Genomic DNA, 24,041 nt, shown 5'->3' with positions numbered 1-24,041 from the left:
CCCGGGAGCTCGCACAGCTCCCGGGACACCGGTCCGCGGTCGTCGCTACCAGGCGACGGGCAGCCGCTCGGGCAGCCGCTTGATGAAACCCGTCCGCCAGACGAGGTTCTCCGCCGGCACCGCCAGGCGCAGTTCGGGCAGTCGCTCCACCAGCACCCCCAGCGCGATCTCGGCGTGCGCCCGGCCCAGCGCGGAGGCCGGGCAGAAGTGCCGGCCGGCGCCGAAGGCGAGGTGGCTGTTGGCGCTCTCGCGCTCCAGGTCCAGCTCGTCCGGCCTCTCGAAGGCCTCCGGGTCGAAGTTGGCGCCCTCCAGCAGGACGAGCACCAGCTCGCCCTCCTTGATCAGCACGTCCCCCACCCGCACGTCCGCCATGGCGATGCGCGGCAGGCCGTCGCCGACGGACAGGTTCCAGCGCAGCAACTCGTCCACGGCCTTGCCGAGCCGCTCGGGGTGGGCGCGCAGGTAGCCGATCAGCTCCGGCCGTTGCAGCAGGGCCAGCACCGCGAGGACCAGGAAGGCGGAGGTGGAGACCGCGCCCGCCCCGAAGAGGGACACGGCGACCGTCGCGAACATCTCGTCCGTCAGATGGGCCGACTCCGGGTCGGCCTCCCGCAGCTCGGCGAAGCGGCCGAGGAGCCCCGTACGCTCCTCGGGAGCCAGGGCGAGCTGGTCCTTCAGCCGGTCGGCGAACCAGCCGACGTCCTTGTACCAGTTGAGCGCCGAGTCGGCGAAGGGCTCGCGGGCGGTCATGAACGCGACGTCCAGCCCCGACATCAACCGCCGCCAGTCCTCGAACGGCACCCCCAGCACCCGGCAGTGCAGAGCCGCCGAGAACGGGTCCGCGAAACCGGCGCGCAGGTCGGCCGGGCCGCCCTCGGCGACGAGGGCGTCGACGAGCTCGTTCGCCGCGGCCCGCAGGTGGTCCTGGAGCCCCTGCTGACGGGGGTTGAGCGCCTTCATGACCGCGCTGCGCAGGCCCGCGCTGTTGATGTTGCCCATGTTGTTGACGACCTCGGGCGGGATCGTCAGCGCGTACTGCCGCGGCACGCCCGCGTTGGCGGTGTCCTTGAGGCTGAACCGCTCGTCCTCCAGCACCTGCTTGGCCAACGCGTAGCTGCTCACCAACCAGGCCGGGTCCCCGGTGAGGGTGCGGACCCGGGCGACCGGGGCCTTCTCGCGCAGCCAGGCGCACTCCTCGGGCAGCACGTCACCGCGCCGCGAGAGAGGGAAGTCGAGGAGCGGCTCCGGCTCCCGGCCGTCCCGGCCCTCAAGCTGCTCGACGCTCATCGACGGTCCTTTCGGTGGGTGCGGGGACGAGGGAGGCGGCCACCTCGGGGCGCACGACGGCGTACGCCTGGTTGCGGGTCGCGCGCAGGCCGCCGCCCCGCGCGAACAGGACGTCGGTCATCGGCATCTTGACGTGGTAGGCCGCCACCGAGGAGGGCACGTCGAGAATGCTCGGGGTGTCCACGAAGAAGGGCAGCTCCGCCGCCATGTAATCGAAACAGACCTGCAACTGGTCCGTCGTGATGGATTCACCCTCGGGCAACTTCGATCCGACAAAGTGGAGGGCCATTTCCTCGCAGCCCTTGCGGAATACGTCGTCGGTCTCGAGGAAATGCAGCACGCGGCGGTGCAGGAGTTGGTACACGGGGTTCGACTGGAACTCGGAAAGCGCCCTCACGCGTATCTCGGCATGCGAAGGTCCTGATTCTTCGACGCCTTTGAGGATCCTTCTCCGGACCGCCTTGATCTCTTTCGTCGCGCGCTTCTCCGCGTGTTCCCGGGTGTAGCCGAAGGCGGCGAACATCCGGTCGACGTGGAGGTCAGCATAGACGAAGTCGACCTGCGCGAAGCGGGTCGTGGCCCATCGGGCAAGACTGGAGATGCGCTCGGAGCTGAAGTAGCTGTTGCCGGGACTGACTCCGATGAGCACATGGTCGCCGTCTTCCCAGATATGGCGGCAGGTGCGGGTGAAGGGCAGAACTTCGAATGATGCGTCAGCTGTGATCGTCACCTGTGTGATCGCCCTTGTTGCCGCTTGTCCCTGGGAGCCCTGCGCTCCTGGTGTGGCGGCAATGCCGTTACGTTATGCCGCGATGTCGGAGCGTGACAAGTGGCAGGCCGATTTGTTGGCCAGAATTATCGCCTCCGGGTTACGGACCGGTAATTCAATTTCTTTCTGCCGATCGAACGGGACCCGCGGGGGAGGCGGGCCCGGGGTGCCGCTACCCTGAGCCGGTCAACAAGCACCGAGAAGGGGTGGACCCAGTGGCGGACATCGAGAGCGCACGGGCGACGTTCGACAGGTTCGACGTCAACGGCGACGGCTTCATCACGGCCGACGAGTACAGCCAGGCCATGAAGGCGATGGGCGACGCGTTCGTCACGCCCGCGGTCGCGGACTCCATCGTCGCCGCCAAGGACGTCAACCACGACGGCCTGCTGAGCTTCGACGAGTTCTGGGCCGACCTGAACAAGTAGTCGTCGCGCCCGCCTCCGCCCCCGCCCGCCGGGGGCGGGGCCGCGTCAGGCCCCGACCGAGGGGTCCCCGTCCCCCCGCGCGTCCCGCGCGCCGGCCTCCGGGCCCTCCATGTCCTCCACCTCGGCGAGCGCCTCCTCCAGCCAGCTCAGCCAGAAGGTCTCCAGGGCGATGCCGCCGCGCAGCACGAGCCGGCGCAGCCGGTCCTGGTCCCCGTCGCGACCCGGCGGGAAGTCCTTGGCCTCGATCGCCTCGTACGTCCGCAACTGTTCCCGGTGCAACCCCAGGTGGCGGCGCAGCTCGCCGCCCAGCCCCCGCGGCCCCACCACGGCCGCCGCGCGGATCCGCAGCAGCAGCGCGTCCCGCTGGGGCTTGGGGTCCTGGCTCTCGTCCACCCAGCGGGCCAGCTCCGCGCTGCCGTCGGGCAGCACCTCGTACTGCTTCTTCTGCCCGCGCACGGGCACCTCGCTGGGCAGGGCCCGGATCAGCCCCGCCTCCTCCAGCCGTCCCAGCTCCCGGTAGATCTGCTGGTGCGTCGCCGACCAGAAGTACCCGATCGACCGGTCGAACCGCCGGGTCAGCTCCAACCCCGACGAGGGCTTCTCGAGCAGGGCGGTGAGGATGGCGTGCGGGAGCGACATGCCGCCATCCTAGGTTCCGCCCCCGGCCGGCCCCCACGGTCACCGCCAGGCGGCCAGGGCCTCCGGTACGCGCGGGCCCGGGGCGTCGGCGGCCAGCAGGCCCCGCGCGCGCAGCAGCGCCGTCACCGCCGGCGCCCAGGCCTGGCGCAGGCCCGCCGAGGCGAGCAGCTCCGGGTCCGACAGGAGCCCCGGCGCCGGGCCGACGCGGATGCCGTCCGGGGTGAGCACGGCGGCGTCGTCCGCCCACCGGACCGCGAGGTCCACGTCGTGCGTGGCCATGACGACGGTGGTGCCGGCCCCGCGCAGCCCCGCGAGGACGTCCAGGAGGCGCTCCTGCCCGTCCGGGTCCAGGCCGGCCGTCGGCTCGTCGAGGATCAGCACCCGCGGGGCCATCGCCACCGCGCCCGCGATGGCCGCCCGCTTGCGCTGCCCGTACGACAGCAGGTGCGTCGGACGGTCGCGCAGCGCTGTGATGTCCAGGGCGGCGAGCGCCGCGTCCACCCGCGAGCGGACCTCCGGGACGGACAGGCCGAGGTTCATCGGACCGAACGAGACGTCCTGTTCGACGGAGGCGGCGAACAGCTGGTCGTCCGGGTCTTGGACCACCAACTGCACCGCGCCGCGCAGCCGGGTCAGTCCGGCCCGGTCGTACGTCACCGCGGTCCCGTCCAGCCGCAGCGCGCCCGAGCCCGGGCGCAGCCCGCCGCTGAGGAGCCGCATCAGCGTGGTCTTGCCGCTGCCGTTGCGGCCGAGCAGGACGAGGGCGCGGCCCTCGGCGATGGCGAAGTCCACGTCGGACAGGACGGCGGGGCCGTCGTCGTACGCGTAGCCCGCGCCGGCCAGTTCCACCAACGGGCTCACAGGTACAGCTCCTTCAGTACGAGGGTCCCCGCGACCAGGGCGGTCAGCAGGGCGGCGGTGGCCGCGAGGAACCGCCGGGACAGCCGCGCCTCGGGGACGAGCACCCGCAGCGCGCCGTCGTAGCCGCGCCCGGCCAGCCCCTCCTGGAGCCGGGCGGCGCGGTCGAAGGCCCGTACGAACGAGGTGGCGGCGAGCCCGGCCAGCGAACGCCACACCGCGGCCCGGCCGGTGTGCCCCAGCCGCGCGGCCTGGGCCCGGCGCACCCGGTCCATCGAGTCGAGCAGCAGGAAACCGATCCGGTACATGACCAGGGCCACGTCCACCACCGGTGCGGGCACCCCCGCCCGCACCAGTCGCGGCAGCACGTCCGACACCGGGGTGGTGAAGGCGAACAGCAGCACCCCCAGCGAGGCCGCCGACGTGCGCAGCAGCAGCTCGCCCGCGTGCCGGGGCCCGTCGGGCGCCAGGGCGAGGAACCCGTCCGGGCCGCCCACCGACACCAACAGCGGTAGGGCCCCGGTCACGCAGAAGCCCAACGGGACCCGGAAGGCCCGCCACAGCTGCCGCCGGCCCACCCCGGCCGGGCCGAGCAGCACGGCCAGGGTGGCGGCGCCCACCAGCGGTCCGCCCGGCCAGGGGGGCAGGGCGACGGCGGTGACCGTCAGCCCGAGCCCCAACAGGGCCTTCTCCAACGGGTGGCGGCCCCGCCAGCGACTGCTGTGGGCCGCCACGTCGATCGGCAGCACCGGCTACGACTCCCGGGCGGCCGCACCGGCCCCGGAGGCCGTCCCGGCCTCGGCCCGCGCCTCGGCCCGTGCCTGCTCCGCTCCCTGGCGACGCCCCTTGCGGACCCCGAAGTAGTAGGCGAGGACGCCCGCGCCGAGCGCCGCCTGGAGGGCGAACAGCGCCGACTCGACCTCCCCCGACGGGGGTTCGTAGAGCGGCGAGAACCACGGCTCGTAGTCCGGCTTCAGCTCGGTGATGGCGGCCTCGGCCTGCGCGTCGGCGCCGGCGAACGGCTCCTCCTTGTGGTCGCCCATGCCGAAGGCGAGCGGGATCACGGCCAGCGCCGCGACCAGGAGCAGCAGCAGCGTGTTGATCTTCGCGTTGCGGGTCATCGGGCCGTCGCCTCCAGGTCGGTCTGTCCGGCGGTCCGGCCGGTGAGCTTGGCGACGCCGAGCCGGACCAGGTCCGACTTGCTGGACTGCATCAGCAGGCGCATCACGAGCACGGTCAGCAGCCCCTCGCTGACGGCCAGCGGGATCTGGGTGAGCGCGAAGATGCCGGCGAACTTCTCCAGCGAGCCCACGAAGCCGCTCGCCGGGTCCGGGAAGGCCAGCGCGAGCTGGACGGAGGTCACGCAGTAGGTGACCAGGTCCGCGAAGAAGGCGCCGAAGAAGACGCCGACCATGAGCGGGGCCCCGTACTTGCGCAGGAGCCGGTAGACGCCGTAGCCCGCCCAGGGGCCGGCGACGGCCATGGAGAAGACGTTGGCGCCCAGGGTGGTGAGGCCGCCGTGGGCCAGCAGCAGCGCCTGGAAGAGCAGGGTGATCGTACCGAGCACCGCCATGATCGGCGGTCGGAAGAGGATGGCCCCGAGCCCCGTTCCCGTCGGGTGGGAGCAGCTGCCCGTCACCGAGGGGATCTTCAGGGCGGACAGGACGAACGTGAACGCTCCGGAGGCCCCGAGCAACAGCGTGCTCTCCGGGTTGGCCTTCACCTCGCGGGTGAGGGCGCGCACGCCGTGGACGACGAACGGGGCGGACGCGGCGCCCCAGGCGACCGCGTGCAAGGGGGGCAGGAACCCCTCGGCTATATGCATGGGTAGAGAGACCTCTCCAGCACCTCGTGGATGGACGACGCGCCTCGGCCGGTCTCCTGGCTGACGGGTACTGATGCCCTGGCTCCGCCTTCCCGGGGCCGCGCGGTTCCCCGCGTGGACCCAGTGGCTTCCCGCAGGAGTGGAGCCGGACTTCCCGATCACAGTGGCGAGGGCCGCTCCGGTTTCCCACCGGCTTCCCGAACACCAAGGCCCGACGACCCTAGTCGGCCGCGCGTACCGTAACAAGCCGGACCGGACGGTAGCCCCGGCCGCGCTCCCGCGGTGCGCGCGGGCGGGATCCCGACGCACGGCGACCGGCGCCCCCCCCGGGGGGACGCCGGTCGCCGTGTCGTCGTACGGTGCGCCGCGGTGTCAGCAGGTGTTCGGGTGCGCGATGTCCACCACGACCCGCTCCGGCGAGTGCAGCACGGTGGTGCCGTAGGCCGGCTTGGTGTCGAAGGCGGCCCCGAGGGTGACGTACCCCTCGAAGTCGCCGGTCAGGGCGAGGCCCTTGAGCTTGCTGAGGTAGATCTTCTGGAGCCGGGGACCCTGGTAGACGTTCTGTCCGGCGTCGTTGTGCGCGGCGGCCGGGTGCAGGCGGATCTCCAGGAAGTACTTCCCCGCCAGCGGGACGGGCTTGCCGGACCCGTCGTACACGAGCTGCGAGACGGGGCTGACGGTGACCTCGGGGACGTAGCCCTGGAGGTCGACCACGATCCGGTCGAACGTGCAGTGACCGCCCCAACGGGCGTTGACGACGAGCGGGGTCTGGGTGGAGGCGGCGGCCGCGGATGCCGGTGCGGCCAGACCGATGCCGACGGTGAGCAGTGCGCCCGTGGCCAGGGCCACGATCTTGCGACGGCGCGAGCGGGGCAGGTGGCGCATGGCGTCCCCCGATTCCTCTTGAGACGGGGATGGCTGTCACCCGGGTAGACGCGGCGGCGCCCCGCGCGGTTGCGGCTCCGGCGGGCCGGGCGCAGGGCGGATCGAGTGGACGGCGGACGGCGGACCGGGCGGACGGCGGACCGGCTGTGCGGCGGGCCGGGCGGCGTACGGCCGGTCCGCGGTCAGTGCGCCAGCAGCGCGCTCAGCTGCGCGTCCAGGTCGTAGTGCCGCCGCTCCTGGCCGCGCGGCACCAGTTCCGTCATGCGCCGGCACAGGGCCCGTACGTCCTTGGCCCGGGCCGACACCACACAGCTGCGGCCGCCGTTGCCGAAGGCCAGGAACACCCGTGGCTCGGTCCCCGCGCGGACGGGCCAGACCTGTATGTCGCCCTCGCCGGTGGCGACGGTCTCCCCCTCGATCAGCAGGTCGCGGGAGAAGACCCAGCGGGCGAGGTGCGTACCGCCGCCCCGGAAGTCGAGGGCCAGCTCGTAGGGCCGGTCCGTGCGGTAGACGAAGGCGCCCTGGAGCGGGACGGTCGGCGGGGCGACCTCCAGCCGGAGGGGCAGGACACGGTGTTCGGTGGTGGCCATGGGCGGCTGCCTTCCTTCGCGCGGGATGGTGCACGGACCCCCCTTCGGCACGCTAGCCCACCCCCACGACCCGGGGCGGGGCCGAAGGTCCCGAGCCGGGCGGGCCGCTGGACCCCACTTGCCCCGCGCGGGGCCCCGTACGCGCGAGGGCCCGTCCTCCGCGCGGAGGACGGGCCCGAAGGGCGCGGCGGGCGGCCGCGCGCCCGCTACGGCAGCGGGTTGTAGACCAGCGAGTCGTGGTCGTTGGACTGGCCGATCGCGGTGAAGCCGGAGCCGTTGGCCTGGGCACCGTTGTTCTGGTTCGACGCCCCGAAGCCGGACGCGACCTGCTGGGCGGTGGAGGAGTTGCCGAGGTTGCTGCCCCCGACTCCGCTGCCGAGGATGCCGGCGAGGGCCGCGTTCGAGGCGGTGCCCGCGGCGCCGGCCCCGTTGTCCGCCTGCGCCACGCCCGACAGGAGCACGGCGGCGAGGGGGAGCGATGCGACAGCCGCCATCACACGGATGCTGCGGATGCTTGCCATGGTGAAGTCCTCCAGTACGCAAAAACCAAGGGGGTCAGGGCGGTTGGCCGGCCGCCCCGGATGAGCCCGACGTCGTGGGACCAGCCTTGCGTACGTGATCATCGAGAAACCAGCCCAGACCGGGTTCTTCCCTCGCAAGCGTGATCAACCCGATCCAAACCTGAAATCGGTGGTCGATTCATCTTTCTTCGAGTCGTCCCTCGTCGGGTCGTCCGTCGTGGAGGGGCCCGGTCGGGGCCGTGCCGTGCCGGGCGACCTCCCGGCCGCCCGGCCCGCCGTCAGCACTCGATGACGTTGACCGCGAGACCGCCGCGGGCGGTCTCCTTGTACTTGATCTTCATGTCGGCGCCGGTCTCCTTCATGGTCTTGATGACCTTGTCGAGGGAGACCTTGTGGCTGCCGTCGCCGCGCATCGCCATCTTCGCGGCGGTGACGGCCTTGACCGCCGCCATGCCGTTGCGCTCGATGCAGGGGATCTGCACCAGGCCGCCGACGGGGTCGCAGGTCAGGCCGAGGTTGTGCTCCATGCCGATCTCGGCCGCGTTCTCGACCTGCTCCGGGGTGCCGCCCAGCACCTCGGCGAGGGCGCCCGCCGCCATGGAGCAGGCGGAGCCCACCTCGCCCTGGCAGCCGACCTCGGCGCCGGAGATGGAGGCGTTCTCCTTGAACAGCATGCCGATCGCGCCCGCGGCGAGGAGGAAGCGGACCACGCCGTCCTCGTCGGCGCCCGGCACGAAGTTCGTGTAGTAGTGCAGGACGGCCGGCAGCACGCCCGCCGCGCCGTTGGTCGGGGCGGTCACCACGCGCCCGCCCGCGGCGTTCTCCTCGTTGACGGCCATCGCGTAGATGGTGGTCCACTCGCTGCGGTGCATCATCGGGTCGCCCTCGGTGCGCAGCTGGCGGGCCGTGGACGCGGCGCGGCGCTTGACGCGCAGGCCGCCCGGGAGGATGCCCTCGCGGGACATGCCGCGCGAGACGCAGGACTGCATGACCCGCCAGATCTCCAGGAGGCCCTCGCGGATCTCCTCCTCCGTGCGCCAGGCCTTCTCGTTCTCCAGCATCAGGGAGGAGATCGACAGGCCGGTCTCGTTGGCGAGGCGCAGCATCTCGTCGCCCGAGCGGAAGGGGTACTTCAGCACCGTGTCGTCTAGCTTGATCCGGTCCTCGCCGACCGCGTCCTCGTCGACGACGAAGCCGCCGCCGACCGAGTAGTAGGTCTTCTCCAGCAGCGGGGCGCCGGAGGCGTCGTAGGCGAAGAGGGTCATGCCGTTCGCGTGGTACGGCAGCGAGCGGCGGCGGTGCAGGATCAGCTGGTTCGGCTCGTCGAAGGCGATCTCGTGGACATCGCCTATCTCGGTGCCCAGCAGGCGCAGGCGCCCGCTCTTGCGGATCCGCTCCACCTCGTCGTCGGCCGTCTCCACGTCGACCGTGCGAGGGGAGTGGCCCTCCAGGCCGAGCAGGACCGCCTTGGGGGTGCCGTGGCCGTGGCCGGTCGCGCCGAGGGAGCCGAAGAGCTCCGCGCGCACGGACGCGGTCTGGGCGAGGACGCCGTCCTTCTTCAGCCGCGTCACGAACATGCGTGCGGCGCGCATCGGGCCGACCGTGTGGGAGGAGGAGGGGCCGATGCCGATGGAGAAGAGGTCGAAGACGGAGATGGCCACTGGCGGACTCCCTTGTCTGCTCGTGGGTGGTGAGGGGCAGGGGTGGTGGTGCTGGCGGTGCGGGCGGTGCTGGTGGTGCGGGCGGTGGATCTGCGGATTTTGTCCGGCAGACGAGCGTATCGCGTGGAAGTGAACGGTTCGGCTGCCGGACGTGGCGGTCAGGCGTGGGTCAGCTCGCGCTCCGGTGCTCCGGCGGGCCGCGCCGGGCCCTCGACCCCGTCCAGGACCGGGTCGGGGCCGGGCAGACCGGCCCGGTGGGCCCGGACGCCGGCCTCGACGGCCCAGAAGTACGTGACGAGCGCCATGCCCGCGACGAGGAGGATGTCGAGGCCGCCGGGGATGGTGCCCCGGCCGCCGAAGTCGGTGGAGCCGAGGTAGGACAGCAGCGACAGGGCGCCCAGGAAGAAGACGATCCACCACGCGGGGGCGAACTGGCGGGCCAGGTTCCGCTCGCCCTTGCGGGAGAGCACCAGCGCGGCGATCGGGGCGGCCAGCAGGGTCAGGGCGGTGACGATGCCGGTGTTCGGCCACTTCGACCAGTACAGGGCGCAGGCGGCGAAGACGAAGGTCAGCGGGCACAGGACGCGTGCGGCGGGAAGTCGGAACGGGCGGGGCAGGTCGGGCTTGGTGCGGCGGAAGACGCCCACCGCGATCGGGCCGATCAGGTACGAGATCACCATCGCGGCCGAGATGATCGGGGCCAGGGTCTTCCAGCTGTGGCCCACGGTCACCAGGAGCAGGACCGAGAAGCCGAGGTTCATCCACATCGCCGGGCGGGCGGTGCCGTAGACGGGGTGCGTCTCCTTGAGCCGCTTGGGGAAGAAGCCGGTCTCGGAGAGGTTCTGCACCATGTAGGCGGCGGAGGCCACGTTGGCGATGTTGGAGCCGGCGGGGGAGATGAAGGCGCCGAACTGGAGCATCACCACCACCCAGTGGATCATCAGGAGCTTGGCGAGCTCGGCGAACGGGGAGTTGAAGTTCACGCCCGACCAGCCGCCGGCCTGCGCCAGGTGCTCCGGCGGTACGGAACCCAGGAAGGCCGCCTGGAGGGCGAGGTAGATGACCAGGCCCAGGGACAGGGCGCCCACCAGGGCGATCGGGATGGCCCGGCCCGGGTTCTTGGCCGCGCCGCCGAGGTTGACCACGGCCTGGAAGCCGTTGAAGGCGAAGACCACGCCGGAGGTGGTGACGGCGGTCAGCACGGCGGTCCAGCCGTTCGGGGCGAAGCCCCCGTGGGCCTGGAAGTTCTCCGTGTGGAAGCCGGAGGCGACCAGCGCGACCACGGCCAGGACCGGAATGGCGAACTTCACCAGGGTCAGGCCCGCGTTGATCTTCGCGAGGAGCTGGACGGACCAGTAGCAGGACAGCCACAGCAGCACGGTCAGCACGAGCGCCACGCCCATGCCGAAGGGGGTCAGCTGGTGCGACCCCGCGTCCACCAGGTCCTTCGCCCAGCCGAAGCTCCAGGAGGACATGTACTGGGTGGCCGCGATCGACTCGATCGGGATGAGCGAGGCGACCGCGATCCACACCGCCCAGCCCGTGACGAAGCCGAGCACGGGACCGTGCGAGATGGCGCCGTAGCGGGCCATGCCGCCGGGGATCGGGTAGGCCGCGCCCACCTCGGCGTAGGACATGGCGATCATGCCGATGAACACCGCGCCGATGACCCAGGCGACCAGTGCGGCCGGACCCGCGACCTGGGCGGCCGTACCGGCCCCGAAGAGCCAGCCGGATCCGAAGATCGAGCCGATGCCGATCATGATCAGCGCGAAGAGACTGAGTCCCTTCCTGTTCGCCGCGCTCATGTCCATGGGTCCGTGTCCGTCCTGCCAGAGGATGCCTTTTATTCGAAGCCTATTTGCCATTTTTTGGATGAATCAGTGGCAATGGGCCGCATCCGCCTGGGGCTTTGGTCATGAAAAGGGCCCGACCCCGTGCACGGCGACGGACGCCGGCGCACGGCGGGTCGGGCCCTTCCCGAGCCCGCGACTAGAGCGACGGGTACAGCGGGTGCTTCGCGGCGAGCGCGGAGACGCGGGCCTTGAGGTCCTCGCTGTCGTACGAGGGCTTCAGGGCCTGGGCGATGATCTCGGCGACCTCGGTGAAGTCCTCGGCGCCGAAACCGCGCGTGGCCAGGGCCGGCGTGCCGATCCGCAGACCCGAGGTGACCATCGGCGGCCGCGGGTCGTTCGGGATGGCGTTGCGGTTGACCGTGATGCCGACCTCGTGGAGGCGGTCCTCGGCCTGCTGGCCGTCCAGCTCCGAGTTGCGCAGGTCGACGAGGACCAGGTGCACGTCGGTGCCGCCGGACAGGACGGAGACGCCGACCTCGGTGACGTCCGGCTGCACCAGACGCTCGGCGATGATCTTCGCGCCCTCCAGGGTGCGCTCCTGGCGCTCCTTGAACTCGGGCGAGGCCGCCACCTTGAAGGAGACCGCCTTGGCCGCGATCACGTGCTCCAGCGGGCCGCCCTGCTGACCCGGGAAGACCGCGGAGTTGATCTTCTTGGCCAGCTCCTGCGTCGACAGGATGACGCCGCCGCGCGGACCACCGAGGGTCTTGTGCGTGGTGGTGGTGACGACGTGGGCGTGCGGCACCGGGTTCGGGTGCAGACCGGCGGCGACCAGGCCCGCGAAGTGCGCCATGTCGACCATCAGGTACGCGCCGACCTCGTCCGCGATGCGGCGGAAGGCGGCGAAGTCCAGCTGGCGCGGGTAGGCGGACCAGCCCGCGACGATCAGCTGCGGCTTGGACTCCTTGGCGAGGCGCTCGACCTCGGCCATGTCGACCTGGCCGGTCTCGTCCACGTGGTACGGGACCACGTTGTAGAGCTTGCCGGAGAAGTTGATCTTCATGCCGTGGGTCAGGTGACCGCCGTGGGCCAGGTTCAGGCCCATGATCGTGTCGCCCGGCTTGAGCAGCGCGAACATCGCGGCGGCGTTGGCCTGCGCACCGGAGTGCGGCTGGACGTTCGCGGCCTCGGCGCCGAACAGCGCCTTGATGCGGTCGATCGCGATCTGCTCGACCACGTCGACGTGCTCGCAACCGCCGTAGTAGCGGCGGCCCGGGTAGCCCTCGGCGTACTTGTTGGTCAGGACCGAGCCCTGGGCCTCCATGACGGCGACGGGAGCGAAGTTCTCCGACGCGATCATTTCCAGGGTCGACTGCTGGCGTACGAGCTCGGCGTCGACGGCGGCGGCGACGTCCGGGTCGAGCTCGTGGAGGGGGGTGTTCAGGACGGACATCAAGTTCCCCTGGGGTCTCAGTTGTCGGAGTGGGTGAGCGCGGCGTACTCGTCGGCCGTCAGGACGTCCTTCGGCTCCTCCGACAGACGCACCTTGAACAGCCAGCCACCCTCGAACGGAGCCGTGTTGACCAGCGCCGGGTCGTCCACGACGTCCTGGTTGGCCTCGACGACCTCGCCGGAGACGGGGGAGTACAGGTCGCTGACCGACTTGGTCGACTCCAGCTCGCCACAGGTCTCGCCCTCGGTGACGCTCTCGCCGACCTCGGGGAGCTGGGCGTAGACGACGTCACCGAGCGCGTTGGCCGCGAACTCCGTGATGCCGACCGTCGCGACGCCGTCCACGGCGTCCGACAGCCACTCGTGCTCCTTGGTGTAACGCAGCTGCTGGGGGTTGCTCATGACCTGATTCTCCTGGATGCGGGGGAGTGGATACGAACAGTGGTCTCGAGTGGTGAGACGCGTACGGGAGCCCCGCCGCACGGCCTGCGCCGTACGACACGGACCCCGCGGGCTACTTCTGCCGCTTGTAGAACGGCAGGGCCACGACCTCGTACGGCTCATGCGTACCGCGAATGTCGACGCCGACGCCGGAGGTGCCGGGCGCGGCGTGCGCCGCGTCGACGTACGCCATGGCGATCGGCTTGCCCAGCGTCGGGGACGGGGCGCCGGAGGTGACCTCGCCGATGACCTTGCCGTCGGCGACGACCGGGAAGCCGGCGCGCGGGACGCGGCGGCCCTCGGCGATCAGGCCGACCAGCTTGCGCGGCGGGTTCGTGGCGGCGCGCTCGGCGGCGGCCTCCAGGGCGGCGCGACCGACGAAGTCGCCCTCCTTCTCGAACTTCACGACCCGGCCCAGACCCGCGTCGAACGGGGTCAGCGAGGTGGTCAGCTCGTGCCCGTACAGCGGCATGCCCGCCTCCAGGCGCAGCGTGTCGCGGCAGGACAGCCCGCACGGGACCAGGCCCACGCCCTCGCCGGCCTTCGTCAGGGCCTGCCACAGCTCGACCGCGTGCTCGGGGGCCACGAACAGCTCGAAGCCGTCCTCGCCCGTGTAGCCGGTGCGGGCGATCAGCGCGGGCACGCCCGCGACGGTGCCCGGCAGACCGGCGTAGTACTTGAGACCGTCCAGGTCGGCGTCGGTCAGGGAGGCCAGGATGCCGGGGGACTCGGGGCCCTGGACGGCGATCAGCGCGTACGCGTCGCGGTCGTCGCGGACCTCGACGTCGAAGCCCGCCGCGCGCTCGGTCAGCGCGTCCAGCACGACCTGGGCGTTCGAGGCGTTGGCGACGACCATGTACTCCGTCTCGCCCAGGCGGTAGACGATCAGGTCGTCCAGGATGCCGCCGTCCTCCACGCAGATGTGCGTGTAGCGGGCTCGGCCGACGCCGACGGTCGAGATGTTGCCGACCAGCGCGTGGTCCAGGGCCTTGACGGCCTCCGGGCCGGTCAGGGTGATCTCGCCCATGTGGGAGAGGTCGAAGAGGCCGGCCTTGGTGCGTACCGCGGTGTGCTCCTCGCGCTCACTGGCGTAGCGCAGCGGCATGTCCCAGCCCGCGAAGTCGGTCATGGTCGCACCGAGCGAACGGTGCAGCGCGTCGAGCGCGGTCAGGCGGGGGGCAGTGCTCATGGGTGTGGCTCCCGGGTCCCAGGGCATGACATGACGAGGACGATCCTCCCCATCTGTCATCGGAACCTGAGAGGTTCGCCGAGAGTTACCGCGGGTACGCGGCGCGCCCTCGACTTGCACCTTGGGTGGAGCGCGCGCCGTCGCCCGTCGGGGGACGGGCGTGTCGCGGCTCGCTTTTCAGATCTGCCTCATCCACGCGGTACGGGGCCTGAGAGATTCAAGGGAGGTACTTGCTCCTTCGGCGCCCGGGCACGGCCTCGCGGCCTGCCGGGACTCTCCCGCGCGGATTCAAGCGGCCGGTATGCAGTTGGTGTCCAGATGGCGCACATCATTGCACGGGTCGCGCGGGAGTGGGCGGTGGGGCCCGCAAGAACGTACGAGCGGAACCGGGCCCGCCGGATTACCGTCTCTTTACACTCAGTGGGCATGGGGCCTTCACGGCCCGATTTCGGGGGGAGAGCACTGTGCGGAGATTCGAAGTGGTGACACCGTCGGGGACCGTGGACGCGGTCCCCACCCAGCGGGGCGTACCGGCCCGCGCGGCGGGCCGCGTGCGGGACCTGCGGGGCACACCGGCCCGCGGCCCCCACCGGCTCGGCTTCGCCGCCGGTGACATCGTCGTGGTCTCGGGCCTGCCGGGGGGCGGCAAGAGCACCCTGATCAAGCGCGCCGCCGAGGGCGGGGGCATCGACTCCCAGGACGTCCGCGAGCGCTGGGAGCGCCGCATGCCGGGCGCCCTGCCCTACGCCGTCTACCGGCCCGCCGTCCGCGTCGCCCACTACTGGGGCCTGTGGCGCCGGCTGAGCTCCGGCGACTCTGTGGTCGTCCACGACTGCGGCACCCAGAGCTGGGTGCGCGCGACCCTGGCCGCCGTCGCCCGCCGCCGCGGCCGCGCCCTGCACCTGCTGCTGCTGGACACCACCGCCGAGGAGGCCCTCTCCGGGCAGGAGGCCCGCGGCCGGCGCGTCTCCGCGTACGCCTTCGCCCGCCACCGCGGCGCCGTGCGCCGGCTGCTGCGCGAGGCCGAGGCCGGCCGGCCGCCGGCGGGCTGCGCCTCGGCCGTCCTGCTCGACCGCCGCTCGGCCGCCGCGGTGACCCGCATCTCGTTCGAGGGCCGAGGGCGGGGCCGGTAGCCTCGGCACGACACATCGCCGAACCTACGGAGGCAACGGCACATGCAGGGCAGCGGCTGGCCGGCGAACGAGGTGGAGCGGGTGCTCGGGGCGGCGCTCGGGCAGGCGGACGCCGGCGAGCGGATCCTGGAGGCGCTCGGCCGCGGCCACGTCTGGGTGCCGCTGCCCGAGGGCGGCGGGCCCGACGGCGACGGCCTCACCCTGCCCACGATGCTGATCGACGGCGAGGCGTACGTCCCCGTCTACAGCTCCGAGGCCCAGTTCCGGGTCGGCGCCGGCACCGGCATGGACTTCGCCGTCGCCCCCGCCGTCGAGTTCGCCCGCGGGCTGCCCCCGCAGCTCGGCATCGCCCTCAACCCCGAGGGCGCCGTCGGCGTGCCGCTGCCGCCCGCCGCCGTCGCCGCCCTGTGCCGCACCGGCCGGACCCCCCTCGACGGACCGGCCACCGGCGGGCGCGTACGGCTCTACGAGCCCGACTGGCAGGACGACCCGGTCGACTTCCTCGCCGCCGCCTCCGAGGAGTTCCGGGCCACCGGGGTCGTCGCCGCCGCGCACCGCTGCCTGGCCAGCGTCGAGGCCGGGGCGCCCGAGCTGTACATCGGTGTCCGACTGGTGGGATGGGATCCCGAGTTCCGAAACGCCCCGCTGGAGGCCCTCGGCCGGGCCCTGGCCCGCGTACCGGCGCCCTGGCCGGTGCAGTTGATCCTCCTCGACGCCGCCGAGGACCCGGTCACGGACTGGATTCGTGAGCGCGTACGCCCCTTCTACCTCCCGTAGCGCCGCTTAAGCTGGTTGGTACGCGTGGACGACGGGCGGACGAAGAGGGGTACCGGGTGAGTGCGTCAGGCACGGCCGCGGCCGGGCAGGTCGAGCACATGCTGCGCCAGGTGACACCCGGGCGCTATGACAGCTACGAGTCATTCCTGCACGCCCTCGCCGAGGGCCGGCTGTGGATGCTGCTGTGGCAGGGGCAACCGGGCTCACCGGACGCCCAGTACGGCGGCATGGAGGTCGAGGGCCTCGGGTACGCGCCCTGCGTGACCTCCCCGCAGGAGCTGGCCGCCGGTGGCTGGAACCGGGGCTACGAGGTGGTCACCGGCCGGGACATCGCCCGCGCCCTCTACCCGGACCGGTGGGGGCTGTGGATCAACCCGCACGACCGCGGCGGCGGCCTCGGCGTGCCCTGGGCCGACCTGCGCCGCGTCGCCACCGGCCTGGACCGGATGCCGGCCGGGCCGCTGCGGCTGTCCGAGCCCGCCCTGGAACTCCCGCAGTTCTACGGACTGCTGACCCAGCACGCGCACCGCACGCCGGCCGTCAGGTCGCTGCGCCGCGCCTGGGTGCAACCCGCGATCGGGTCGGCGTACCTCGCGGTGGGCCTCGACCTCTACGACGCCTCCCCGCCGGCGCTGGAATCCGTCCGGGAGATGATGCGCCAGTCGGTCGGCGCCGTGCCCGAGGGGGTCCCGGTGTGCACGGTCGCACTGGCCGACGAGCACGACCCCGTGGCGATGTGGCTGCGGTCGCAGACGCGGCCGTTCTACGACCGGGAGGGCCAGGCGGCGGCCTACTGAGCCGCTTCCCCCAGGCGTGCTCGAAGCGCGCCGGAGGGTCGCCGGAGGAGTTTCACCGAGCCTCCTACAGGCTTTGCCCGGGTGTGCCCGGAGCATGAGACGGACGCGTCGAGCGGACAACGGGCCGCCGGGAACCATCGTTCCCGGCGGCCTTCGCGTTGTCCGGATTTCGCCGTACCCGTCTGCCCAATAGGCGCACTGATCCTGCGAGTTGGGCGGCATGTCCGTTTGCGTACCGAACGGACGGTCTTGCTCCGCTGAGCCGTGAGCGGAGTCCGGATAACGGGAATCAGATCGTCAGATCACGGTTGCGCATCCATTCATCTGCGGGTCTGGCGGCTGGTCGAGCGACCGATGAAGACTCCCCACCCAAGAGCCGGTCAGTCCTCCAGGACCCGGTTCGGCACGTGGACTTCGCTTGTCGTTTCACACAGCACTTCCCGCACGTCAGCTGCGCCGCCCGGCACCACCGCGGGCGCCGCCGCCCGGCACGGCGCACGCTCCTTCGCACCGCACCGCTTTCGTACCGCAACGCACCGCACGCACCGCCACGCACCGCACGCACCGCACGCACCACACGCACAGCACCGCACGCACCGCAACGCACCTCCGTACAGCGCAGCACCGCACCGAGCACATCCGCACCTCCCGCACCGCGCACACCCGCACCTCAACGCGTTCACGTGTCCCGAGCACTTCGAGCGCCACTCCGCACCAACGCCGCCACAGCGGCGGGCATGGGCCGGCCACCCGTCGGCCGAGAGGGGTCCCCACCACGATGACGGCACCACTGCACGACACGAGCGCGGAAACACCCGCACCCGTGTCCGTAGCCGACGTCCCAGCCAAGGCCATCGAAGGCCGCTCGCCCGGTCGCATCGCATGGATGCGGCTCAAGCGCGACAAGGTCGCGCTGACCGGCGGCGTGGTCGTGATCCTCCTGATCCTGGTGGCCATCTTCGCGCCGCTGATCGTGAACCTGCTGGGCCACCCGCCCAACGAGTTCCACGAGGACATGATCGACCCGGACCTGGGCACGCCGCTCGGCTCCTTCGGTGGCATCAGCTCCGACTTCCTGCTGGGCGTCGAACCGACCAACGGCCGCGACGTGTTCAGCCGGATCGTCTACGGCGCCCGCATCTCCCTGGTCGTCGCCTTCCTGGCGGCCTTCGTGTCGGTCGTCCTCGGCAGCTTCCTGGGCGCCCTCGCCGGCTTCCTCGGCGGCTGGGTCGACGGCGTCATCAGCCGCACGATGGACCTGCTGCTGGCCTTCCCGCAGCTGCTGTTCACCATCGCCCTGGTCTCCGTCGTCCCCAACTCCCTTTGGGGGTTCGAGGGTTCGGGCGTCCGCATGGGCGTGCTGATCCTGGTCATCGGCTTCTTCGGCTGGCCGTACATCGGCCGCATCGTCCGAGGCCAGACGATCTCCCTGCGGGAACGCGAGTACGTCGAGGCCGCCCGCAGCCTCGGCGCCGGCCGCGGCTACATCCTGATCAAGGAGCTGCTGCCGAACCTGGTCGCGCCGATCCTCGTCTACGCGACGCTGATCATCCCGACCAACATCCTGACCGAGGCGGCCCTCAGCTTCCTGGGCGCCGGCGTCAAGCCACCCACCGCCTCCTGGGGAAAGATGCTCTCCGACGCCGTCCCCATCTACCAGGACGACCCCATGTACATGGTGGTCCCCGGTATGACGATCTTCATCACCGTCCTGGCGTTCAACCTCTTCGGGGACGGGCTGCGTGACGCACTCGACCCCAAGGGCAGCTGAACCGCTTCTTCGCTTCACCACCTATGGAGGTTGGACAACCGTGACCCGCAGAAAGCAGGCTCTCGCGATCACCGCCGTGATCGCCGCCCTGTCGATGACCGCCGCGTGCGGTGGCAACGGCGACAAGAAGGACGAGGCCAAGGGCGAGGCCGACGGCGCCAAGGGCTACAGCGGCGCCGCGACCGCCGTCATCAACCCCTCCGACGCCAAGGGCGGCGAGCTCAAGCTCTGGTCCCCGCAGGACGTCGACTACCTCGACCCGGCGCGCGCCTACTACGGCTTCGTCTGGAACATGCAGCGGCTCTACGTCCGCAGCCTGCTGGCCTACGACAGCAAGCCGGGCAAGGACGGCACCAAGGTGGTCCCGGACCTCGCCGAGGCGCTGCCGGTCATCACCAACGACGGCAAGACCTACACGCTCAAGATCAAGGACGGGGTGAAGTTCGAGGACGGTTCGCCGATCACCTCGAAGGACATCAAGTACGGCGTCGAGCGCGTCTTCGCCCAGGACGTCCTGTCCGGCGGTCCGACCTACCTGATCGACCTCCTCGACCAGGGCCAGAAGTACCCCGGCCCCTACAAGGACACCGACCCGAACAAGATGGGTCTGAAGTCCGTCGAGACGCCGGACGACAAGACGATCGTCTTCAACCTGGCGAGCGCGAACTCCGACTTCAGCTACCTGCTGGCCATGCCGTCCTCCTCGCCGGTCCCGGCGGGCAAGGACTCGGGCGCCACGTACACCAACAAGCCGATCTCCACCGGTCCTTACAAGGTCGAGAGCTTCACCGCCGGCAAGGGCGCGACCTTCGTCCGCAACGAGAACTGGGACCCGAAGACGGACCCGATCCGCAAGGGTCTGCCGGACAAGGTCTCCTTCACGGTCACCACCAACCCGGACGACATGGACCAGCGCCTGCTCTCGGGCGACATCGACATGGCCGTCGACGGCACCGGTGTCCAGCAGGCCGCGAAGAACAAGATCCTCAAGGACGCGAACCTCAAGAAGAACGCGGACAACCCCTTCACGGGCTACATCCGCTACTTCGCCTTCCCGCAGTCGGTCGCGCCGTTCGACAACATCGAGTGCCGCAAGGCCGTCATCTACGCCGCCGACCCGAAGTCCCTCCAGACCGCCCGCGGCGGCCCGACCAGCGGTGACCTCGGCGCGAACATGCTGCCGCCCGGCATCCCCGGCTCGGACAAGGACTACGACCCCTTCGGCCTGACGAAGGGCAAGCCGCAGGAGGCCAAGGCCAAGGAGGCCCTCAAGGCCTGTGGCAAGCCCGAGGGCTTCGAGACCGTCATCGCCGTGCGCAACAACCGCGCCCCCGAGGTGAAGACGGCCGAGTCGCTCCAGGCGGCCCTCGCCAAGGTCGGCATCAAGGCGACGATCGACCAGTACGACGGCAAGCTCTCCTCCTCCACGATCGGTTCGCCCGAGAACGTGAAGAAGAAGGGCTACGGCATCATCGTCATGGGCTGGGGCGCCGACTACAACTCCGGCTCCGGCTTCCTCCAGCCGCTGGTCGACGGCTCGTTCATCGCGCCGAACGCCAACAACAACTACACCGAGCTGAACGACGACGAGGTCAACGGCCTCTTCGACAAGGCCGCGGCCGCCGCCACGCCGGAAGCCGCCGCCCCGTTCTACACGGAGATCAACAAGAAGGTCATGGAGAAGGCGCTCTACCTGCCGATCAACTTCGACAAGGCGCTCGTCTACCACAACCCGCGCCTGACGAACGTCTTCTTCAACGAGTCCTACGGCAAGATCGACCTCGCCACGGTGGGCATCAAGCAGTAACAGCGGCTCCGGCCCGAGTTGTCACGTACCACGTAACACACAGGCAAGTGCCTTCACCGCACATGCGCTAGTCCGAAGGGCAGGTGAAGGCCGCAGGCGGTGGCCGCCGTCCCCACGAGGGGCGGCGGCCACCCGCCCCGGGCGGCCGACTGCAGTGCTCGTCTACCTCATACGGCGGCTGTTCAACGTCGCCGCAACGCTGCTGGTGGTCTCCGTGGTCACCTTCGGCATCTTCTTCGCGGTCCCGAAGCTCACCGGCAGCGACCCCGCGCTCATGTACGCCGGACGCGAGACCAACGAGACCGCCCTGGCGGGCATCCGCGTGAAGATGGGCTTCGACAAGCCCATCTCCGAGCAGTACCTGCTCTTCGTCAAGGGCATCTTCGCCGGCCGCGACTACGACGGCGGTGCCGACGTCACCCACTGTGCGGCGCCCTGCTTCGGCTACTCCTTCAAGACCGAGGCGCCCGTCTGGGAGACCATGCTGGACCGGATGCCGGTCACCCTCTCGCTCGCCCTCGGCGCGGCCGTCATCTGGGTGATCGCCGGTGTGGCCACGGGCGTCGTCTCCGCCCTCAAGCGCCGCACGGCCATCGACCGGACCGTCATGGTCGGCGCGCTCGCCGGCGTCTCCCTGCCGATCTTCTTCACCGGCATGGTGGCCCCCGCACTCTTCGTCTACGGCCTCGGCTGGTTGGAGGTCTCCAACTACCAACCGCTCACCGAGGACCCGCTGGCCTGGCTGAACAGCCTGATCCTGCCCTGGATCACGCTCGCCTTCCTCTTCGCCGCGACCTACGCCCGCATCACCCGCGCCACCATGCTGGAGGTCCTCGGCGAGGACTACATCCGCACGGCCCGCGCCAAGGGGCTCAAGGAGGGCGTGGTCATCCGCAAGCACGCCCTGCGCTCCACCCTCACCCCGGTCGTCACGATGTTCGGCCTCGACCTCGGCGGCCTGCTCGGCGGCGCGGTGCTCACCGAGACGACCTTCAACTTCCAGGGCCTCGGCACGGCGGCCGTCGCCGCCATCGGGGCCGGCGACCTCCCCGTGATCATGGGGGTCACCCTGCTCGCCGCGCTGTTCGTGGTGATGGCCAACCTGATCGTGGACCTGCTGTACGCCGTCATCGACCCGCGCGTGAGGCTGACGTGACCAAGAACGTTTCCGACGAGCCCGCGTTCGTCCCCGAGCAGGGCGGCCCGCGCGACGGGTCCCCCTTCCTCTCCGTGCGCGACCTGAAGGTGCACTTCCCGACCGACGACGGCCTGGTCAAGTCCGTCGACGGGCTCTCCTTCGACCTCGAACGCGGCAAGACCCTCGGCATCGTCGGCGAGTCCGGCTCCGGCAAGTCCGTCACCTCGCTGGCCATCATGGGCCTGCACCGCACCGGCAACGCCCGCAGCCGCCCGCACATCTCCGGCTCGGTTGTGCTCGACGGCGAGGACCTCGTCGCCGCCGACGCCGACCACGTACGACGGCTGCGCGGCCACAAGATGGCGATGGTCTTCCAGGACCCGCTGTCCGCGATGCACCCGTACTACTCCGTCGGCAAGCAGATCATCGAGGCGTACCGGACCCACCACCCCGAGGCCGACAAGAAGAAGGCCCGCGCCCGGGCGGTCGAGATGCTCGACCGCGTCGGCATCCCGGAGCCCCACCGACGGGTGGACGCCTACCCGCACGAGTTCTCCGGCGGCATGCGCCAGCGCGCGATGATCGCGATGGCCCTCGTCAACAACCCCGAGCTGCTCATCGCCGACGAGCCGACCACCGCCCTGGACGTCACCGTCCAGGCGCAGATCCTGGACCTGATCCGGGACCTGCAGAAGGAGTTCGGCTCCGCGGTCATCATGATCACGCACGACCTCGGCGTCGTCGCCGAGATGGCCGACGACATCCTCGTGATGTACGGCGGCCGGTGCGTCGAACGCGGTACCGCCGAGAAGGTCTTCTACGAACCCCGCCACCCCTACACCTGGGGGCTGCTCGGCTCCATGCCGCGCATCGACCGCGAGCAGACCGAGCGCCTCATCCCGGTCAAGGGGTCGCCGCCCAGCCTGATCAACATCCCGTCCGGTTGCGCCTTCAACCCCCGGTGCCCCTACGCCGACGTGCCCAAGGGCGGCATCACCCGCACCCAGCGCCCCGAGCTGACTCAGGACGACGGCCGGCACTGGTCCGCCTGCCACATGTCGCAGGAGGAGCGGACCCGGATCTGGACCGAAGAGATTGCGCCGAAGCTGTGACCGACATGAAGAAGACGGACGCGACCGACCCGGCGCGGGCTGCCGCGGACGGTTCGGCGGACGGCCCGTCCGACACGCTGCTCAAGGTGACGGGCCTGGTCAAGCACTTCCCCATCAACAAGGGGCTGCTGCGCAGGCAGACCGCGGCCGTCAAGGCCGTGGACGGCATCGACTTCGACGTCCGCCGCGGTGAGACCCTCGGCGTCGTCGGCGAGTCCGGCTGCGGCAAGTCGACCATGGGCCGACTGATCACCCGCCTCCTCGAACCGACCGGCGGGAAGATCGAGTTCGAGGGCCGGGACATCACGCACCTGGGCGTCGCGGGCATGCGACCGCTGCGCCGCGACGTGCAGATGATCTTCCAGGACCCGTACGGCTCGCTGAACCCGCGCCACACGGTCGGCACCATCGTCGGCGCCCCCTTCAAGCTCCAGGGGGTCACCCCCGAGGGCGGCCTGAAGGCGGAGGTCCAGCGGCTGCTGTCGCTGGTCGGCCTGAACCCGGAGCACTTCAACCGCTATCCGCACGAGTTCTCCGGCGGTCAGCGCCAGCGCATCGGCATCGCCCGGGCGCTGGCCCTCAAGCCGAAGCTCGTGGTCGCGGACGAGCCGGTGTCGGCGCTGGACGTGTCGATCCAGGCCCAGGTGGTGAACCTGCTGGACGACCTCCAGGAGGAGCTCGGCCTGACGTACGTGATCATCGCGCACGACCTGTCGGTCATCCGGCACGTCTCGGACCGCATCGCGGTGATGTACCTCGGCAAGATCGTGGAGCTGGCCGACCGCAACGCGCTGTACTCGGCGCCCATGCACCCGTACACCAACGCGCTGATGTCGGCGGTGCCGGTGCCCGACCCGCGGCGGCGCGGCGCGAAGAGCGGTCGCATCCTGCTGAAGGGCGACGTGCCCTCGCCGATCTCCCCGCCGAGCGGTTGCCGCTTCCACACCCGCTGCTGGAAGGCGACGGCCCTGTGTGCGACGCAGGACCCGCCCCTGGTGGCGCTGAAGACCGGGCACCAGGTGGCCTGCCACCACCCGGAGAACGCCCCCGACCAGGCCCCCGGGGACCCGGCGCTGCCGGGCGCCTCGGACGCGGTGGCGGCGGTCTCGGAGTAGCGGACGAGACCGCCGCCCGGCCCGGCCGGGTGGTACCCCCCTCGGCGTGG

Annotated in this window: 24 protein-coding genes and 2 riboswitches; of the genes, 9 read left to right on the top strand and 15 right to left on the bottom strand. The window is 71.1% G+C overall.

What is annotated here, in order from left to right:
- Positions 1 to 45: 45 nt before the first annotated feature.
- Positions 46 to 1,287, bottom strand: a complete 1,242-nt coding sequence (locus ACZ6ZI_RS14540) for a cytochrome P450 (protein ID WP_469520022.1) — start codon at positions 1,285 to 1,287, stop codon at positions 46 to 48.
- The gene (locus ACZ6ZI_RS14535; RefSeq protein WP_469520020.1) at positions 1,268 to 2,017 is read right to left on the bottom strand and encodes a tRNA-dependent cyclodipeptide synthase; all 750 of its coding nucleotides are present in this window, start codon (positions 2,015 to 2,017) and stop codon (positions 1,268 to 1,270) included. The genes ACZ6ZI_RS14540 and ACZ6ZI_RS14535 overlap by 20 nt, the downstream gene beginning before the upstream one ends.
- 254 nt (positions 2,018 to 2,271) lie before the next feature.
- On the opposite strand from ACZ6ZI_RS14535, the gene ACZ6ZI_RS14530 reads away from it, so the two are divergent.
- Positions 2,272 to 2,484, top strand: a complete 213-nt coding sequence (locus ACZ6ZI_RS14530; protein WP_363053391.1) for an EF-hand domain-containing protein — start codon at positions 2,272 to 2,274, stop codon at positions 2,482 to 2,484.
- A gap of 45 nt (positions 2,485 to 2,529) precedes the next feature.
- Here ACZ6ZI_RS14530 and ACZ6ZI_RS14525 read toward each other — a convergent pair whose 3' ends face one another.
- The 13 genes from ACZ6ZI_RS14525 to gcvT form a co-directional block, all read right to left on the bottom strand.
- Entirely contained in the window at positions 2,530 to 3,123 is a 594-nt protein-coding gene (locus tag ACZ6ZI_RS14525) for a PadR family transcriptional regulator (RefSeq protein ID WP_469520018.1), read from the bottom strand.
- A gap of 39 nt (positions 3,124 to 3,162) precedes the next feature.
- The gene (locus tag ACZ6ZI_RS14520) at positions 3,163 to 3,984 is read right to left on the bottom strand and encodes an energy-coupling factor ABC transporter ATP-binding protein (RefSeq protein WP_469520016.1); all 822 of its coding nucleotides are present in this window, start codon (positions 3,982 to 3,984) and stop codon (positions 3,163 to 3,165) included.
- Positions 3,981 to 4,730: a cobalt ECF transporter T component CbiQ gene (gene cbiQ / locus ACZ6ZI_RS14515; protein ID WP_469520014.1), complete on the bottom strand. Its 750-nt coding sequence runs from the start codon at positions 4,728 to 4,730 to the stop codon at positions 3,981 to 3,983. The genes ACZ6ZI_RS14520 and cbiQ overlap by 4 nt, the downstream gene beginning before the upstream one ends.
- A gap of 3 nt (positions 4,731 to 4,733) precedes the next feature.
- Positions 4,734 to 5,102 (bottom strand): energy-coupling factor ABC transporter substrate-binding protein, encoded by a 369-nt coding sequence (locus tag ACZ6ZI_RS14510; protein ID WP_469520012.1) that lies wholly within the window; start codon positions 5,100 to 5,102, stop codon positions 4,734 to 4,736.
- Positions 5,099 to 5,806, bottom strand: a complete 708-nt coding sequence (locus ACZ6ZI_RS14505; RefSeq protein WP_469520010.1) for an energy-coupling factor ABC transporter permease — start codon at positions 5,804 to 5,806, stop codon at positions 5,099 to 5,101. Before ACZ6ZI_RS14505 ends, ACZ6ZI_RS14510 begins: the two co-directional genes overlap by 4 nt.
- A gap of 29 nt (positions 5,807 to 5,835) precedes the next feature.
- Positions 5,836 to 6,030: riboswitch (cobalamin riboswitch) on the bottom strand.
- Between the two features lie 148 nt (positions 6,031 to 6,178).
- Positions 6,179 to 6,691 (bottom strand): AMIN-like domain-containing (lipo)protein, encoded by a 513-nt coding sequence (locus ACZ6ZI_RS14500; protein WP_363053397.1) that lies wholly within the window; start codon positions 6,689 to 6,691, stop codon positions 6,179 to 6,181.
- Between the two features lie 182 nt (positions 6,692 to 6,873).
- Positions 6,874 to 7,281 carry an SsgA family sporulation/cell division regulator gene (locus ACZ6ZI_RS14495; protein WP_469520007.1) on the bottom strand — a complete coding sequence of 136 codons (408 nt, stop codon included), beginning with the start codon at positions 7,279 to 7,281 and terminating at the stop codon, positions 6,874 to 6,876.
- Positions 7,282 to 7,487: 206 nt separating this feature from the next.
- Positions 7,488 to 7,802 (bottom strand): hypothetical protein, encoded by a 315-nt coding sequence (locus ACZ6ZI_RS14490; protein ID WP_469520004.1) that lies wholly within the window; start codon positions 7,800 to 7,802, stop codon positions 7,488 to 7,490.
- A 278-nt stretch (positions 7,803 to 8,080) separates the two neighbouring features.
- Positions 8,081 to 9,463, bottom strand: coding sequence for an L-serine ammonia-lyase (locus ACZ6ZI_RS14485; RefSeq protein ID WP_469520002.1), 1,383 nt, complete (start codon positions 9,461 to 9,463; stop codon positions 8,081 to 8,083).
- A gap of 158 nt (positions 9,464 to 9,621) precedes the next feature.
- Positions 9,622 to 11,277 (bottom strand): APC family permease, encoded by a 1,656-nt coding sequence (locus ACZ6ZI_RS14480; RefSeq protein ID WP_469519999.1) that lies wholly within the window; start codon positions 11,275 to 11,277, stop codon positions 9,622 to 9,624.
- 178 nt (positions 11,278 to 11,455) lie between these two features.
- A complete protein-coding gene (glyA, locus tag ACZ6ZI_RS14475) occupies positions 11,456 to 12,712 on the bottom strand; it encodes a serine hydroxymethyltransferase (protein WP_363053402.1) in 1,257 nt (418 codons plus the stop codon).
- A gap of 17 nt (positions 12,713 to 12,729) precedes the next feature.
- Positions 12,730 to 13,113: a glycine cleavage system protein GcvH gene (gcvH, locus tag ACZ6ZI_RS14470; protein WP_363053403.1), complete on the bottom strand. Its 384-nt coding sequence runs from the start codon at positions 13,111 to 13,113 to the stop codon at positions 12,730 to 12,732.
- A 112-nt stretch (positions 13,114 to 13,225) separates the two neighbouring features.
- On the bottom strand, positions 13,226 to 14,341 hold the full coding sequence (gene gcvT / locus ACZ6ZI_RS14465) for a glycine cleavage system aminomethyltransferase GcvT (protein ID WP_363053404.1): 1,116 nt from the start codon (positions 14,339 to 14,341) through the stop codon (positions 13,226 to 13,228).
- A 187-nt stretch (positions 14,342 to 14,528) separates the two neighbouring features.
- A riboswitch (glycine riboswitch) is annotated at positions 14,529 to 14,632 on the bottom strand.
- A 173-nt stretch (positions 14,633 to 14,805) separates the two neighbouring features.
- Between gcvT and ACZ6ZI_RS14460 the strand changes: the two genes are divergently transcribed.
- The 8 genes from ACZ6ZI_RS14460 to ACZ6ZI_RS14425 all read left to right on the top strand — a co-directional run bounded on the left by ACZ6ZI_RS14460 (position 14,806) and on the right by ACZ6ZI_RS14425 (position 23,991).
- On the top strand, positions 14,806 to 15,474 hold the full coding sequence (locus ACZ6ZI_RS14460) for an AAA family ATPase (protein ID WP_469519993.1): 669 nt from the start codon (positions 14,806 to 14,808) through the stop codon (positions 15,472 to 15,474).
- 42 nt (positions 15,475 to 15,516) lie between these two features.
- Positions 15,517 to 16,251, top strand: a complete 735-nt coding sequence (locus ACZ6ZI_RS14455; RefSeq protein WP_469519990.1) for an enhanced serine sensitivity protein SseB — start codon at positions 15,517 to 15,519, stop codon at positions 16,249 to 16,251.
- Between the two features lie 56 nt (positions 16,252 to 16,307).
- The gene (locus ACZ6ZI_RS14450; protein ID WP_469519987.1) at positions 16,308 to 17,048 is read left to right on the top strand and encodes an enhanced serine sensitivity protein SseB C-terminal domain-containing protein; all 741 of its coding nucleotides are present in this window, start codon (positions 16,308 to 16,310) and stop codon (positions 17,046 to 17,048) included.
- Between the two features lie 778 nt (positions 17,049 to 17,826).
- Entirely contained in the window at positions 17,827 to 18,819 is a 993-nt protein-coding gene (locus tag ACZ6ZI_RS14445; protein WP_363053407.1) for an ABC transporter permease, read from the top strand.
- A gap of 94 nt (positions 18,820 to 18,913) precedes the next feature.
- On the top strand, positions 18,914 to 20,626 hold the full coding sequence (locus tag ACZ6ZI_RS14440) for an ABC transporter substrate-binding protein (protein ID WP_469520581.1): 1,713 nt from the start codon (positions 18,914 to 18,916) through the stop codon (positions 20,624 to 20,626).
- A 154-nt stretch (positions 20,627 to 20,780) separates the two neighbouring features.
- A complete protein-coding gene (locus tag ACZ6ZI_RS14435) occupies positions 20,781 to 21,782 on the top strand; it encodes an ABC transporter permease (RefSeq protein ID WP_469519984.1) in 1,002 nt (333 codons plus the stop codon).
- Between the two features lie 74 nt (positions 21,783 to 21,856).
- Positions 21,857 to 22,876, top strand: a complete 1,020-nt coding sequence (locus tag ACZ6ZI_RS14430; RefSeq protein ID WP_469520579.1) for an ABC transporter ATP-binding protein — start codon at positions 21,857 to 21,859, stop codon at positions 22,874 to 22,876.
- A gap of 5 nt (positions 22,877 to 22,881) precedes the next feature.
- The gene (locus tag ACZ6ZI_RS14425) at positions 22,882 to 23,991 is read left to right on the top strand and encodes an ABC transporter ATP-binding protein (RefSeq protein WP_469519982.1); all 1,110 of its coding nucleotides are present in this window, start codon (positions 22,882 to 22,884) and stop codon (positions 23,989 to 23,991) included.
- The last annotated feature ends 50 nt before the right edge of the window (positions 23,992 to 24,041 follow it).

The sequence above is a fragment of the Streptomyces sp. NPDC103540 genome, from assembly GCF_055584445.1.
Note: the sequence above shows the minus strand (reverse complement) of the source record. Positions and strands in the feature narration are given on the sequence as shown.

Bases quoted from the DNA above. Each gene is read 5' to 3' on its own strand.
- ACZ6ZI_RS14445 (WP_363053407.1), top strand. From the start codon at position 17,827: ATGACGGCACCACTGCACGACACGAGCGCGGAAACACCCGCACCCGTG.
- ACZ6ZI_RS14525 (WP_469520018.1), bottom strand. From the start codon at position 3,123: ATGTCGCTCCCGCACGCCATCCTCACCGCCCTGCTCGAGAAGCCCTCG.
- ACZ6ZI_RS14440 (WP_469520581.1), top strand. From the start codon at position 18,914: ATGACCGCCGCGTGCGGTGGCAACGGCGACAAGAAGGACGAGGCCAAG.
- ACZ6ZI_RS14495 (WP_469520007.1), bottom strand. From the start codon at position 7,281: ATGGCCACCACCGAACACCGTGTCCTGCCCCTCCGGCTGGAGGTCGCC.
- ACZ6ZI_RS14505 (WP_469520010.1), bottom strand. From the start codon at position 5,806: ATGCATATAGCCGAGGGGTTCCTGCCCCCCTTGCACGCGGTCGCCTGG.
- ACZ6ZI_RS14540 (WP_469520022.1), bottom strand. From the start codon at position 1,287: ATGAGCGTCGAGCAGCTTGAGGGCCGGGACGGCCGGGAGCCGGAGCCG.
- gcvT (WP_363053404.1), bottom strand. From the start codon at position 14,341: ATGAGCACTGCCCCCCGCCTGACCGCGCTCGACGCGCTGCACCGTTCG.
- ACZ6ZI_RS14480 (WP_469519999.1), bottom strand. From the start codon at position 11,277: ATGGACATGAGCGCGGCGAACAGGAAGGGACTCAGTCTCTTCGCGCTG.
- glyA (WP_363053402.1), bottom strand. From the start codon at position 12,712: ATGTCCGTCCTGAACACCCCCCTCCACGAGCTCGACCCGGACGTCGCC.
- ACZ6ZI_RS14490 (WP_469520004.1), bottom strand. From the start codon at position 7,802: ATGGCAAGCATCCGCAGCATCCGTGTGATGGCGGCTGTCGCATCGCTC.
- ACZ6ZI_RS14510 (WP_469520012.1), bottom strand. From the start codon at position 5,102: ATGACCCGCAACGCGAAGATCAACACGCTGCTGCTGCTCCTGGTCGCG.
- ACZ6ZI_RS14500 (WP_363053397.1), bottom strand. From the start codon at position 6,691: ATGCGCCACCTGCCCCGCTCGCGCCGTCGCAAGATCGTGGCCCTGGCC.
- ACZ6ZI_RS14425 (WP_469519982.1), top strand. From the start codon at position 22,882: ATGAAGAAGACGGACGCGACCGACCCGGCGCGGGCTGCCGCGGACGGT.
- ACZ6ZI_RS14455 (WP_469519990.1), top strand. From the start codon at position 15,517: ATGCAGGGCAGCGGCTGGCCGGCGAACGAGGTGGAGCGGGTGCTCGGG.
- gcvH (WP_363053403.1), bottom strand. From the start codon at position 13,113: ATGAGCAACCCCCAGCAGCTGCGTTACACCAAGGAGCACGAGTGGCTG.